At 65.7% G+C, this 13,636-nt stretch carries 14 protein-coding genes; 9 read left to right on the top strand and 5 right to left on the bottom strand.

The window, feature by feature from the left end; genetic code table 11:
- Positions 1-504: 504 nt before the first annotated feature.
- Positions 505-714 (top strand): hypothetical protein, encoded by a 210-nt coding sequence (locus tag ACI3ET_RS01260; RefSeq protein ID WP_405031106.1) that lies wholly within the window; start codon positions 505-507, stop codon positions 712-714.
- A gap of 95 nt (positions 715-809) precedes the next feature.
- Positions 810-1,037 carry a hypothetical protein gene (locus ACI3ET_RS01255; RefSeq protein WP_405031104.1) on the top strand — a complete coding sequence of 76 codons (228 nt, stop codon included), beginning with the start codon at positions 810-812 and terminating at the stop codon, positions 1,035-1,037.
- A 130-nt stretch (positions 1,038-1,167) separates the two neighbouring features.
- On the opposite strand, the gene ACI3ET_RS01250 is transcribed toward ACI3ET_RS01255, so the two are convergent.
- Both ACI3ET_RS01250 and ACI3ET_RS01245 read right to left on the bottom strand, forming a co-directional pair.
- Positions 1,168-1,605, bottom strand: a complete 438-nt coding sequence (locus ACI3ET_RS01250) for a hypothetical protein (RefSeq protein WP_405031103.1) — start codon at positions 1,603-1,605, stop codon at positions 1,168-1,170.
- Complete coding sequence (locus ACI3ET_RS01245; protein WP_405031102.1) at positions 1,602-2,147, bottom strand: hypothetical protein; 546 nt, start codon at positions 2,145-2,147, stop codon at positions 1,602-1,604. Before ACI3ET_RS01245 ends, ACI3ET_RS01250 begins: the two co-directional genes overlap by 4 nt.
- Positions 2,148-2,383: 236 nt before the next feature.
- Between ACI3ET_RS01245 and ACI3ET_RS01240 the strand changes: the two genes are divergently transcribed.
- Both ACI3ET_RS01240 and ACI3ET_RS01235 read left to right on the top strand, forming a co-directional pair.
- Positions 2,384-2,626, top strand: a complete 243-nt coding sequence (locus ACI3ET_RS01240) for a uracil-DNA glycosylase family protein (RefSeq protein ID WP_405031115.1) — start codon at positions 2,384-2,386, stop codon at positions 2,624-2,626.
- A gap of 17 nt (positions 2,627-2,643) precedes the next feature.
- The gene (locus ACI3ET_RS01235; RefSeq protein WP_405031100.1) at positions 2,644-2,922 is read left to right on the top strand and encodes a uracil-DNA glycosylase; all 279 of its coding nucleotides are present in this window, start codon (positions 2,644-2,646) and stop codon (positions 2,920-2,922) included.
- Between the two features lie 29 nt (positions 2,923-2,951).
- Here the strand turns inward: ACI3ET_RS01235 and ACI3ET_RS01230 are convergent, their stop codons facing one another.
- The gene (locus tag ACI3ET_RS01230) at positions 2,952-3,677 is read right to left on the bottom strand and encodes a hypothetical protein (RefSeq protein ID WP_405031099.1); all 726 of its coding nucleotides are present in this window, start codon (positions 3,675-3,677) and stop codon (positions 2,952-2,954) included.
- A gap of 171 nt (positions 3,678-3,848) precedes the next feature.
- Positions 3,849-3,971: a hypothetical protein gene (locus ACI3ET_RS01225; protein WP_405031098.1), complete on the bottom strand. Its 123-nt coding sequence runs from the start codon at positions 3,969-3,971 to the stop codon at positions 3,849-3,851.
- A gap of 375 nt (positions 3,972-4,346) precedes the next feature.
- Here ACI3ET_RS01225 and ACI3ET_RS01220 point away from each other — a divergent pair, with 375 nt between their 5' ends.
- Together ACI3ET_RS01220 and ACI3ET_RS01215 are read left to right on the top strand one after the other, a co-directional pair.
- Positions 4,347-7,649, top strand: a complete 3,303-nt coding sequence (locus ACI3ET_RS01220; protein WP_405031097.1) for a helicase-related protein — start codon at positions 4,347-4,349, stop codon at positions 7,647-7,649.
- Positions 7,646-10,399 (top strand): class I SAM-dependent DNA methyltransferase, encoded by a 2,754-nt coding sequence (locus ACI3ET_RS01215; protein WP_405031096.1) that lies wholly within the window; start codon positions 7,646-7,648, stop codon positions 10,397-10,399. Before ACI3ET_RS01220 ends, ACI3ET_RS01215 begins: the two co-directional genes overlap by 4 nt.
- Positions 10,400-10,471: 72 nt before the next feature.
- On the opposite strand, the gene ACI3ET_RS01210 is transcribed toward ACI3ET_RS01215, so the two are convergent.
- Positions 10,472-10,993 carry a hypothetical protein gene (locus tag ACI3ET_RS01210; RefSeq protein ID WP_405031095.1) on the bottom strand — a complete coding sequence of 174 codons (522 nt, stop codon included), beginning with the start codon at positions 10,991-10,993 and terminating at the stop codon, positions 10,472-10,474.
- Positions 10,994-11,323: 330 nt separating this feature from the next.
- Here ACI3ET_RS01210 and ACI3ET_RS01205 point away from each other — a divergent pair, with 330 nt between their 5' ends.
- The 3 genes from ACI3ET_RS01205 to ACI3ET_RS01195 all read left to right on the top strand — a co-directional run bounded on the left by ACI3ET_RS01205 (position 11,324) and on the right by ACI3ET_RS01195 (position 13,404).
- A complete protein-coding gene (locus ACI3ET_RS01205) occupies positions 11,324-11,641 on the top strand; it encodes a hypothetical protein (RefSeq protein ID WP_405031094.1) in 318 nt (105 codons plus the stop codon).
- 337 nt (positions 11,642-11,978) lie between these two features.
- Entirely contained in the window at positions 11,979-12,671 is a 693-nt protein-coding gene (locus tag ACI3ET_RS01200; RefSeq protein ID WP_405031093.1) for a hypothetical protein, read from the top strand.
- A gap of 391 nt (positions 12,672-13,062) precedes the next feature.
- Entirely contained in the window at positions 13,063-13,404 is a 342-nt protein-coding gene (locus ACI3ET_RS01195; protein ID WP_405031091.1) for a histone-like nucleoid-structuring protein Lsr2, read from the top strand.
- Positions 13,405-13,636: the final 232 nt, after the last annotated feature.

The raw sequence follows: 13,636 nt of genomic DNA, 5'->3' as shown, positions 1-13,636 counted from the left end.
CAATCCCCCCCCCCCCCCCCACCTACCTCCCTCTTTTTCTTCTTGTCTCTCCCCCCCCCCCCCCCCCCCCCCCCCCCCCAGCCCGGCACGGTGGTGGTGTCCGCCACGGTGGTGGTGTCGGCAGAGCTGGAGGTGGTCGTGGGCCAGAGCAAGAGGTGGTCGTGGGCGTGAGCAGACGACGGCGGGGAGGGAGCGCGGACTGCTCCCTCCCCGCCGTGACCCCGACCGTGCCGGGGCCCACCTTCGCTCAGATGTCGAAGTACATCTCGAACTCCAGCCCGGTTGTTGGTCAGTGACGGTAAGGCATGAACGTGCTGGTCAGGCCCCCACGCGACTGATGACAGCGTTGGTAGGGACTGATCCCGTGCGGACGTTTTGCGGACTCTCTGCGGACTGGGTGCGGACTCAGAGGACCACAGGCGGGCTTGTCGACCGGAGGCGTCGACCCCGCCCCGGCGGGCAGTGGCGTCGGGCAGAAGCGGTCTTGGGGCTACCTTGTCCTGCATGCCGACGGAGGAGGAGACGTACAGGGCCAGGGAGGCGCTCCATCACGTGACCCAGGCCTCCCGGCAGCTCGAGGAGGTCAGGAACCTGCTCGTGCTCCGGGCTGAGGTCGCCCTCGCGGCGGGTGCGACGCCGACCGACGTAGCGGCCGCTGCCGGTGTCCGGCTCGTGACCCTGCGCACGTGGCTGACCCGCAGGCAGTCGTCCTAGATGTTGCAGCTCGGTTGTGGACAACGGCGACGGCAGGGCAGCGGCCTCAAGCATGATCAGCACCGAGGCCGGGTGAGAAGGAGGAGGACAGTCACATGGACGTCGGAGCGACCGCCAAGCACGAGCGGATGAAGCTGGAAGCCGTCGAGGACGCGGCAGCGGCTCTGGCGAGGGCGGTGGAAGTAGAGCGTGAGGCTCGTGACGCCCGTGACCGTGCTGTTCGTGCTGCGGTCAAGGCGGGGGTCAGACCCAGCGTCGTCGCGACGGCGGCAGGGCTCACCCCGGGGCGCGTCTCACACCTGACCCTCGCTCCCAAGGGGTGACCCGGGCAGGTGCGCAGATGCTCGGTGATGGACCTAGCAACGTCACCGGGCTACACGGTGATGGTGTGGAAGCCGGTATCGACGTCCCTCCATCGAGCTCCTTGATCTGATCTGCACCCTGCCGGGGGTGCTACTCGCATTGGTCGCAGACACCGGTCGCGGGCAGCTGCATGTTGTGCACGGGGCAGGCCGTTGTCGGGACCTCCACCGGCCGGTGGGGCGTCCTACCGCGGACCCAGTGGGTCGTGGTGAACTCCAGGATCGTCCGGTCGATCCCCATGCCCAGGTCGATGGCACCGGGTCGGATGTCGAACAGCCTCTTCCGGTTGGCGTCCAGGCCCTTGACCGAGCCGTTGCTGCGGGTGCGGTAGATGGTGTCGAGCTGGTCGGGGATGGTGGCGATCACCGCGTCGAGGCGGGGTCGAAGATGGGCCAGGTTGGGTTTGTAGGTCAGGGTCTTGCCCTGGCCCTCCAGGAAGGCCTTGAGCTGGCCCCGGTCACTCTCCTGCCAGCGCGGGTTCCACTCCAGGACATCGAAGCGGCTGAGAATGGTTCTGGGCGAGCTCATCGGTCCAGCTCGCGGATCGTGAGCCAGCGCTCCTTGGAGGCGGGGGCCATCCCCCAGCTGACCTCTCCAGGTTTGTCGGGGTTGGTCCACGGGCGCAGCGGCCACGTGTAGTGGCCCTCGTGGAGGGGTACGTCGGTGTAGTGGACCTTCAAGTGTCGGCTGATCTTGCGCGGGGCGTCGCGCCACTCGTTGATCGTCAGCCCGCTGGCCTTGGCCACCTCCGTGGTGGTGTACCAGTCCTGACTGCCCTGGGCGACGGCGTCCATGGCCCTCGCCCACCGCAGCGCGGTCAAGCTCCTGCTCTCGGAGAGACGGCGCAGGGGTTCCTCCGACCAGGCGGGCCACGCGGCCAGGAGTGGGTGGACGGCGGTCGAAGCGTCACCGCCTGCCACGCCCCCCGCGCCGTTGCCGGGACCGGAGCGCTCGGCCAGCCGTGCCGCGAGGAACTCGGCCACGGACAGGTAGTCCTCGACAGGCACGAGGACCGGCATCCACTTCTTGAGCTCCCACAGGTCCGGCGGGGTCGGGGTCTTCGGATCCATCCCCGCACGCTTCCACACGCGGGACTCCATTGTCAATCCACAGGACAGTCCACAGGTAGTGGGTGGGGTTTGAGCGAATGCAGGACTGCCGTTACCTAGGGGTTGGCCGGGTGATCGCCGACTGGGACTCGCTCGTACGACAAGAGTCGAGGCAAGCCCTACTGGACCGCACTGCAGCAGTTCCTGGAGGATGAGCGCTCGCGGGGGGAGGACGTGTACCCGCGCGTCGACGAGGTATCACGGCCCTGGAGCTCACACCGCTCGCTCAGGTCAAGGTAGTCATCGTCGGGCAGGACCCTTACCCCGGTCCGGGTGAGGCTCATGGGCTGGCGTTCTCGGTGCGAGCGGGCGTCAGGCCGCCGCGCTCGTTGCAGAATATCTTCAAGGAGCTGGGGTCCGACCTGAAGGTCGTCCCGCCAGCCCACGGCGTCCTGGAGCGCTGGGCACGCCAGGGCGTCCTGCTGCTGAACTCGTGCTGACCGTGCGGGCAGGCGCAGTGAAGTCGCACGAGGGCCAGGGGTGGGAGACGTTCACCGACGAGGTCCTGCGCGTGGTCAGCGCTAAGGAAGAACCCACCGTATTCATGCTGTGGGGCAACCCGGCCCGCCTGAAGAAGAGGCTGATCTCCGACCACCACCTCGTGATCGAGTCCTCGCACCCGTCCCCTCAGGGGGTCTATCGGGGGTTCCGGGGCAGCAGGTCGTTCTCGCGGGCCAACGAGTTCCTCGTGCAGAACGGGCGGGATCCGGTGGACTGGCAGATCCCTGATCTCTGACCCTCCGCCGTGGTGAGGAAGCGGTGGGGTCAGTCCCACTCCTCGTCGGGCGGCAGGATCGCCCCGATCAGCTCTGCCGGTCGTGGCGGCAGGGACCCGAGCTCGTAGACCTCACCGTGGGCGGGCACGATGATTGGGCCCCCACCGTCGAGGACCTCGTCCGGGTGCTCGGGGTCGGCGTATCCGACGATCCACAGGTCCTGGTAGGGGTTCGGAAAGACGTCGTCCTCCTGCACGACCATCGTCGATCCTTCAGCGGTGAGGTGAGCCTGGGCGCGGGCCACCGCAGTCTTGCGATCGACGGACATGCCGCTGACCGCGTGCGGGTCGGGCAGGAAGAGTGCCTCCTCGTCGACGGTGACCGCCCGTGCTTGTTCTCCGTACTCCTGGACGTCGAGCACGTAGCGCTCACGCATCGTGCGCCGCACGGCCAGGTCGGGGAACCAGCCCTGGCCGTCGGTGGTCTCGAGCACCTGTCGGCGCACGTCGGCGATGGCGTCGCGCCACACGTGCTCGTCGACATAGCCGATCACGCTGCGAAGAACTCTGAGCCTGACGTCGTTGTAGGCGTCCAGCTCGCCCAGACCGAAGACGTCGGCGATCCGCTGGAGCTGGCCCCACCGCTGGAGCGCCGTACGCCGACGCCGCTCCCGGGCGTACGCCACCGTCGCTCGGGCTGCGTCAACGCCTTCCAAGTCGGCCAGCAGCATCTCGTCCTCGCTGACCCACCGTGGGGGATGCTCCTCGTTGCCCATCTGAACCGTCCCTACCTCGTGGAGCAACAGAGTCTCATCAGCCACCGACACTCCGCGGGGAGGTCGTTCAGGACCGGAGGAGGTGCACGTGACCTATGCCAGTCCTACCCGGTAGTCCCTGCAGCGGTACCTGCGCCCGGTACGGCTGGCCGCTGAACCTCAGACCGGCGATCACGCCAGTTCGTCACGCCAGGACAGGACAGCCCGCACGAGGGCGTGGTCGCTACCGGCCTCCAGTGCGGCGTCGAGGTGGTGCTCGACGTCCTCGACCGCGAGCTCGGGGGACGCGTACACCGCGTCGTACCGACAACCGGTTCCCCGGCGACGGTGGGTAACCGCCAGTGGCCCTAGGGGTCGCGCTCTGTGTCATGAGGTCTGCGGTGGGCTCGACCGCCGGTGAGACGACCGCGAGACCGAGCCGTGTCGCCGCTGGTCGGGGGATCAGTGATCGGAGGTGGTGTTCCGATGCTCACGCCACGCTGGCGGCTGCTCGGCGAAGTTCCAAACCCGGGGTCCCGGCAGGGGAGGCCGAGGTGTGTGGGTGGGGTAGGGCAAGATCGGCTGCATGTCGAAGGAGACCGATATGGAGTGGGGCCAGCCCGAAAGACTGCGATCGGGGGCACGGACGGGTGGAAATATGGGAAATCGCTTGATCAACGGGGTCGCATAGTGCCGAACATCTTCGACAACCTGTCGGACGACACACGTCTTGGCCCCGCGCTTCGGGACTCCTTGCGCGACTTCGACACGATGGACGTGGCCACGGGGTACATCGACTTGCGCGGCTGGGCGAACCTGGCCGACCTGGTCGACGGCAAGCCCCGCACGGACGGTGACCGCCCGACGGCTCGGGTGCTGGTGGGGATGGTGGCCCCCGCGGACGCGCAGCAGCTCTTGGACATGCTGCAGGACGAGGTGCAGCCCCGGGAGTACGGGGCAGACATCCATGACCGGGAGCGAGCTCTTGCCCGGCGTGATCAACTGGTGGCGCACCTGCGGACCCAGCTGATGCGTGGCCTGGCCACCCGGGAGGGTCAGGCGACCCTGCGGACGTTGAAGCGGCAGTTGCAGGACGGCCTGGTGGCGATGAAGGTCTTCACGGAGAAGCCGCTGCACGGCAAGACCTACATTTTCCATGCGCCGGGTAAGAAGCACGGGGGCAAGTGGGGCTACGTCGGATCCTCGAACCTGACCGGTGCTGGTCTCAAGCGCAACCTCGAACTGAACATCGACGTGCAGGATTCTGATGCGACCGCCAAGCTCGCGACCTGGTTCGACGAGCGGTGGAACGACCCGTTCTCCCTGGACATCACGGCCGAGATCATCGACCTGATCGCCAGCTCGTGGGCGGACGAGGATCAACCGACCCCGTTCGAGGTGTACCTCAAGGTCTGCCACTCCCTGTCCCAGGACGCCCGAGACGGCATGGGGTACGTGCTACCGAAGTCGATGAAGGACCTGCTCCTGGACTACCAGGAGAACGCGGTGCGGACCTTGTCCCGTCGGGTCGTCCGCCGGGGCGGCACCATGCTGGGCGACGTCGTCGGGCTCGGCAAGACCCTCACCGCGGTCGCGACTGCCTTGATGCTCCAGGCCGCCGAGGACTACTCCACCCTTGTGCTGTGCCCCAAGAACCTCCAACCGATGTGGGAGAAGCACCTGGAGGAGTACGACATCAACGGCCGCGTCGTGCCCTACTCCATGGCAGACAGAGTCCTCCCCGAGCTCAAGCGGTTCAACCTGGTGATCTGCGACGAGTCGCACAACCTGCGCAACAACTCCACCGTCGCCTACGACGCCATCCACCAGTACATCCGCAACAACGGCTCGAAGGTTCTGCTGCTCACCGCGACCCCCTACAACCTCGCGTTCACCGACGTGGCGAACCAGATCGGCCTGTACATCGACGAGGACCAGGACCTGGGCATCGTCCCCACCGAGGCGCTGCGCAAGGACCCGGACCTACGGTCAAAGGTCGACGGGAAGATCAACACCCTCACCGCTTTCCGACGCTCGGAGGAACCGGAGGACTGGAAACGGTTGATGAGCGACCACCTGGTCAGAAGGACCCGCTCGTTCATCAAACGCACGGCCAAGACCGAGACCATCACAGGCGCGGACGGGCAGCCTGTGCAGCGGCAGTACCTGCAGTTCGCCAACGGGCAGAGGTTCCACTTCCCCACCCGTGTCTCCACACCGGTGAGCCACCCGTTCGCGATCGACGACCCCGCAGCCGTCATGGAGGACGAGACCACCCTGGACGCCGTCCGGGACCTGATCCTGCCCCGGTACCGCCTTGCGGACTACGACAACCCCAAGGCCGCGCACACGGAGCAGGACACCAAAAACCTGGACGACATCCGCTCCGGGCGGGGCAACGTCAGCGGTTTCGTGCGGATCGGCCTGTTCAAGAGACTGTCCTCCTCCGGGCACTCGTTCATCCTGTCGCTGCAGCGCCAGCGTGCCCGCAACGAGCTGTTCATCCACGCGGTCGACCACGAGTTGCCCATCCCCCTGGGGGCGTTCACCGACAAGCAGATCAACGTCACGGACGAGGACGTCGAGACCGACGGCACCCTGCACGGCAGTGTCGCCACCCGGTACCAGAGGCTTCGCGAGTCACTACCCAAGACCACGAAGTGGGTGAACACGACCGTGTTCAAGCCCACCCTGCGCGCCGACCTGGTCAAGGACAACGACACCATCACCTGGCTCCTGGACCGGTTCGGAGAATGGGACTCCACCCGCGACTCCAAGATCAACGCCCTGGTCGACCTGCTGACCGACACACACCCGGGCGACAAGGTGCTCATCTTCACCGAGTACAGCGACACCGCCAGTTACGTGGCTGACGCGCTCACGTCGGCGGGGATCCCCAACGTGGGGCTGGCCACCGGCGACACCGACAACCCCGCCGAGGTGGCGCGGAGGTTCTCCCCGAACTCCAACCGCCTCCCCTCGGAAGACGCCGAGGATCCGGTGCAGGTAGAGAGCCCCATCGACGTGCTCGTGGCGACCGACGTGCTCTCCGAAGGGCAGAACCTCCAGGACAGCCACATCATCGTCAACTACGACCTGCCCTGGGCGATCATCCGCATCATCCAGCGCGCTGGCCGTGTCGACAGGATCGGGCAGAAGTCCGACACCGTCCACCTGTACCTGATCACGCACGAGAAGATCGAGGAACAGATCCAGCTGCGGCAGCGGATCAAGACCCGGCTTGGTGCCTCGGCGGAGGCGTTCGGCTCGGACGAGAAGTTCTTCGGCGGCGACCGGGAGATCAAGATCCTGGACGAGCTCTACAAGGGCAAGGTCAGCGACGACGACAGCGACGACGAGGCCGAGGTGGACTCGGTCAGCGAAGCATGGCTGGTCTGGTCGAACGCCCAGGACAAGTACCCGCAGACCACGGCCAAGGTGCTGGGTATGCAGGACATGATCCACTCCACCCGCGACCCGTACATGGACGAGACGCAAGGGGGCGTGACCTGCTATATCTCTACGGGATCCGGCGTCGACGCCTTTGCAACCGCTACCGTCACCGACCACGGCGTCCAAGAGCGAATCCTCACCCCGTTGGAAGCGCTCCGAATCTTCCGGGCGGAACCCACCACCCCCACCGCTCCCGAGCGCGCCGACCACTTCGACCGTCAGACCGCTCTCGTCCGTGGCCCGCTGAAGACCGAGACGATCGCCGCGGGCAACCTCAAAGGCGTCCGGAAGTGGGCATGGCAGCGCCTGGGCGGGACGGTCTTCGGGGACAAGGCCACCGAGGCGTTGGACGCCCTGCACTCCCGCCCCTTGACCGAGCACGCCAACATGCGGCTGAGCCAGGCCCGCAGGAACCGGTACAACCCCGACGACCTGGCCGACCTGATCAACCAACTGCACGGCGAAGACCGTCTCGTCATCGGCGCAACTGACACCGACACCATCAAGATCGTCTGCTCACTAGGAGTTGTCAGCTCGTGACCCCGTCCCTGATCGACCGCGCCGAGCAGCGTGACTACCAGACTCTATTCATCCGGGACCTGAACTGGTCTAGGCCCGACCATGCACCGGTCACGGTCGAGCACGACGCACGCACCATGACTGCGACGAACGTGTCCTCGTACAAGGGCCTGCGGGTGTGGGTCGTGGACGAGAAGCCCGACTCCAACATCGAGGCCGTCGTCGACCGGCATCTGGCGAGGACGAGCACCGACCGGATCTTGATCTTCCACGGCGACACCGAGCAGGTGTGGCGTTGGCCGGTTCGCCGTGCCGTCGGTAGCACCACCATCACGCGGCTGAGCCGCCACCGTCACCGCGATGGCGGCACCGACCCTCGGTTTGGCGAGAAGCTCGAGGCCATCCGGCTTCCGCTCGACGAGGTGTTGGACAGCAACGCGGTCCTGGCCAAGGTTCGGCAGGCCTTCGACGTCGAGGCGCACAACGAGACCAAACACGCGTCCAAGCTCATGGCTCGTCTCTACACCGCCATGGAGAAGTCGTACCCCTCGACAACCCCGCGGGCGGTTCGTGACCACGAAATCTCCGTCACCCTCGCTCGGATCCTCTTCCTCCTGTTCGGTGACGACACCGACATGTGGAAGCCCGATCTGTTCAGCGACTTCATCCGTGACCACACCGCCGCAGACGGATCCGACATCGGCTCCCAACTCACTACCCTCTTCGGCTACCTCGACACCCCCGACAACAAGCGTGGCTCCCCGGGACCGGGGCTGGAAGGCTTCCGGTACGTCAACGGGCGGATCTTCACGGAACGGGTGACCCTGCCGGTCTTGAACGCGGAGTTCCGTTCGGCGGTGCTTCAGGCCTGCGATCGTGACTGGGCCAGCATCAGCCCGGCCATCTTCGGGTCCATGTTCCAGTCCGTCCGTGACGCCGAGACCCGCCGACAGCTCGGGGAGCACTACACCTCCGAGGAGAACATCCTCAAGACCCTCAGCCCGCTGTTCCTCGACGAGCTCCGAGCCGAGTTCCAGCACGTCCGTACCCTGGGCAAGTACGAGGCCGACCGGCTTCGCAAGTTGCGCGAAAAGCTCGGACGCATTCGGTACTTGGACCCAGCGTGTGGATGCGGCAACTTCATCATCGTCGCTTACCGAGAGCTGCGAGATCTCGAACTGGCCATCATGGAACGGCTACAAGAGATCACCGGCGACAACCCCATGCTGCTGGCCAACGTCGGTCTCAGTGTCACTCTCGACCACTTCTACGGCATCGAGATCGACGAGTGGCCCGCCCGCATCGCCGAGACTGCCATGTTCCTCGTCGACCGCCAGTGCGACCTTAAACTCACCGCTTCTCTAGGCCATGCACCCGACCGGCTACCCATCCAGGAACAAGCCACCATCGTCGTGGGCAACGCCCTGCGGTTGGACTGGGCCACTGTATGTCCCCGTCCAGGGCAGGTGATAGTAGCTGGTAATCCGCCTTTCCTGGGGCCGCACACGCGCACCAAGGAACAGCTCGAGGATTTGCAGTCCGTGTGGGGTACCAAAGATCTCGGACGACTCGACTACGTCACGGGCTGGCACCGGAAGTGCGTCGACTATCTCGCCGGGGAGGACGATGGGCGGTTCGCGCTCGTCTCCACCAGCTCGATAGCTCAAGGAGATCAGGCAACCCGGCTCTTCCCTTACATCTTCAAGAACGGCTGGCGCCTGCGCTTCGCACACCAAACTTTCGCCTGGACCTCGGAAGCCACGGGTGCCGCCGCCGTCCACTGCGTCATCACCGGATTCGACAAGAATAACAAGCCCGACCCAGTGCTCTTCGAGTACCCCAACTTCAAGGGGGCACCACGAGAAATCACGGCTCGCCACATAAACGCCTACCTCATCGACGGACCGACTATCGCAGTTGTACCGCGTTCGACCCCCCTTGCGGCCGACCTGGCCAAGGTTGTCCTGGGGTCCATGGCTAAGGACGGGGGCCACCTGATCGTCGAACCAGAGGACTTGGACCATTTCACCTCCGACCCCATCGCCGCTAAGTACCTCCGCCCATACATCGGGTCCCGGGAACTCCTCCACGGCGAGAAGCGCTGGTGCCTCTGGCTCGAAGATGCCACGCCCCTAGACCTGTCCAGGTCCCTGGCGCTGCGGGAACGGGTGGCCGCCGTCCGGGCATTCCGACTCGATGCCAAGGCCCCCTCCACCAACGATTTCGCCTCCATCCCGCACCTCTTCACCCAACGAGCAGCGCAGCGCACGACCTTCGTGTGCATACCTGGTGTGAGCTCCGAGAGTCGCCCCTATCTGCCGTGCGCGAGGGTCGGGCAAGAGGTGATCGCCTCCCATCTTAACTATCAGGTTCAGGACCGCGACGGGCTGCAGTTCGCCATCCTGTCTTCAGCGATGCTGCTCACCTGGCAGAAGACGATCGGTGGCCGATTGGAGTCCCGCATCCGGTTTGCCGTCCGGACGGTCTGGAACAACTTCCCCCTCCCGCTGCTTTCCGGCAGGCAGCGTGCGGATTTGATCGCCGCAGGACAAACCGTCCTTGACGCCCGTGCCCAGCACCCCCACCTGTCACTGGCGCAGCACTACGCAGCGAGCGGGATGGATCCTGACCTGCAGGCTGCGCATCTGGACTTGGACCGTAAGGTCGGTGCCCTGTTCGGTGTATGTGCCGGTGCGGCCGAGGGCGATCGACAGCAGGCACTATTTGACGCCTACCTTGAGCTCGTCCCATCCCCAGTGATCCTGGAATAGGCCCCGATCGAGCGGCGACGGACGCTTCGACGGACCGTACTCCATCGTCACGAACCTGTCCGCGGCATCTCCTCAAGTGCTCGATGTGATCGCGGAAAAGAGCGCTCTGTACCAGGCTCCAGCCTCCGTGATGAACTGCTGGTGCAGTTGGGGGTTGATTTGGTGCCAGTAGATGCGACCGTTCCCCGGGAGCCCGCTGATCTCTGCGAGTTGGGCGCGCGTTTCGTCGCTCATCGCGATCTCCGTCTCCTCGAACTGCAACTGTGCGACCCAGAGGAAGAGTTCGTCGGAAGGTTCTGGAAGAACAGCTAGGGGCAGTGCAGTAGCTACGTCGCGCGGGTCCGTGCGCCCCCTGCGCCCCTCAACGTTCCACTCGTAGACGAACCCGATTCCGTCCCACTGCGCCACATGAGTCCATCCGTCGTGGTTGGTGACCTTGTAGTATTGCCCAGGGACTCGCTTGGGGGCCGGTTGAGGATCGATAACCGCAAGCAGGTTACGCAGCGTCGCTCTGGCTGATGCATCGATGTCCGCTGACGTCGACAACTGATGAAGCTCAGCGACATCCTCGGGTGTCAACCCTGCGCCAGTCATCCAGTGCTCCTCGCTGTGGGTTGCCCTTGAGCATCGGCAGGCGTGCGTTCCCACGCGACCGGCACACCTACTTACCCGGCGTCCGCCTAGAGGCGAGGCCGCCAAGGACCAGTAGATTACACACAGTTGCATCCTGCCTGAGCGGCCGAGCGTGCCGGGCCGCACTGGAACTGCAGGTCCAGTCACCCCCTGGGCTCTCTGAGGTGGACGCCAGAAGGTGCGGGCGCCTGACGTAGGGCGGGTCCGCGAGTGTTAGGACGACTCCTTGCTGGTAGTGCGCCACGCACTGGTTGCTGACAAGACCCGACAGCTTCAGCGTCGCATGGCACGATGGCCGGGACGCGCGTCGTCTATGCCATGAGGGAGTGCCCGATGCCCGCCGATCTCGAACCCTTCGAAGATCTGTGCTTCGACGTCGAAGACGCCCTGAACCTGGTGGTGGGGGGCGACGACACCGAAGCGCTGAGGCTCATCCATAGTGCTTGGGACAAGGTAGAGGTAGCGAATCTGTCGGCGGAGCAGCGCACAGAACTCTTGGCAAGACTCTCCGTGATGCTTGACGAGCTGAGGAGGGCGCCCATCCACCGCTTCAGAGACGAAGGTCAGACGGCAAGTGTCTGGTACCGGCCCAACGGCTTCCATATGTGATGTGGGGACTCCTGACTTGGGGCCACAGGTGCCGGACGGGCCGGACACCCATGGGGTCATCGGAGAGCCGATCCGATCGCCACGAGCCTGACCTGCGACGCAGGTGGTCCGATCTCACGGGGGGACGTCGGGATCTCACGCCAAGGAGCTGAGAAACAGGTCGGGTCGGGTGGCGTGGTGAGCCCATGACTGCACACACGGGACCGTGCAGCAGAGGACGGATCTGCGGCAAGCGGTGGCCCACCGTCCGCGGCGACAACGGCTGCCCGCAGCCTCTGGACGAGAAGAAGGTATCGGCGTCGCCCCGACCGCAGCGCAGGGCGGCTACGGTGACGGGATGAGCAGTCCTTTCCGTCAGCTCGTGGACGAGATCGCCTGGGAGGGCGACGCCAGGAAGTATCGGGGTGGCGGGATCGGCAGGGAGAACGTCCTGACGGCCGAGGTCTTCCAGCTGCTGGACCTGCTGCCCCGCAGCCAGTACCTGGGGCCGGTGCTCGACGACGCCCAGGGCGGGGCGGACGGGCACGGCAAGGGTCTCGGGACGGACCCCGAGGGGCTGACCGTCTCCGTGCTGCCGGGGAACCTGACCACGGACGGACTGCAGGTACGTGTCCAGCCCGACGTGCTCATCACCTCTGACTCGTTGTTCGTCCTCGTCGACGCGAAGGCGGTCCGACGGGCCTCGTTCCCCCCGCAGCAGCTGGCTCGGGAGGTCCTGGTCGCCCGGGACCGTGCAGAAGGTCGTCGTGCGGTCCACCTGCTGGTCCTCGGGGCGCCCCCACCGGTGCAGGTCCGGGGCCTCGGCCCGCTGCAGATGCAGGACGCCCTCGCGGTGGGCCTCGACCTGCTCGAGGACCGCGTGCCGGACCGCTCGACGGACGGCGTGGAGATGCTATGGACCACCTGGGAGGCCATCGCTCACCGTGTCGCCACTTCGCAGGGCATGTTCACGAACGCCGACCCGTCGGTGGTCTGGTCCGTGCACCGCATGGGCGCGGCGCTGCGTACAGCCATCGACCTCCACAGCTGAGTACCCCATCCGTGCCGGGTTGCGAGGACGGCTCGTCGATCGTGCACTTGTGGGCATGCCACTACCCCCTGGGGGTAGCGTCACCGGCATGCTGAGTCTCGACGAGCTTGAGTTCGCCACCTGGTTCGCGGCCGATACCCAGGACGGGTAGCTCACTTGCCAGTCGGGACCGAATGATGCACGATCTCTCCTCGCACGCGATCTCACGCGGTAGAGCGGTGGTCTATCCTCAGGCTCTCGTCTTCAGTCCGTAGGTTGTTCCCATGGTGAGCTCATCCGGGTCATCACCCAACTTGCAGGCGGCGTACGAGAAGATCAACCAGAGTGAAACGTGAAGGCACTGATGCGATATTGTTTCGTCAATTCATCCCGTGACATGTAGGAGTTTCCCGTGGCCCAGAAAGTCCAAACTATCCTCGTCGACGACATCGAGGGCACCGAGATCACCGATGGTGGCCAGACCGTGCAGTTTGCTGTCGATGGCGTCACCTACGAGATCGACCTGAGCGACAAGAACGCCGTCAAGATGCGTGAGACCCTGCAGTTCTACGTCGACCACGCCCGTCGTGTCGGTGGTCGCCGTCAGCCGGGCACCGGTGGCGGTGGAACTTCGCACACGGACAAGACGCAGCTCGCGGCGATCCGGCGCTGGGCACGTGACAACGGGCACCAGGTCAGCGACCGTGGTCGGATCAAGAAGGAGATCGTGGACGCCTACGAAGCGGCTCACTGAGCGACAGGCACGAGGCACCCCGGCAGCCGTCAAGGCCGCCGGGGTGCTGTCCTTCCCGGCCCTCTGTTGCCAGCTCTCGTGCTTTCGGCGTCCTGAAGCGAGGCCACCCGGACGCTCCGGCTGCACTCGTCGACTCTCATGAGCGAGCGGCATCTACGGTTCCCCTTCGCCGGGCCTGTCGCCGACGTCTGCGGGCGAGACTCTGCCCACGTCTCCTGGCCCACCGGTGCTG

The organism is Ornithinimicrobium jinqii (assembly GCF_045032595.1).
GTDB lineage: Bacteria > Actinomycetota > Actinomycetes > Actinomycetales > Dermatophilaceae > Ornithinicoccus.
This window is presented reverse-complemented; position numbering and strand designations above follow the sequence as displayed.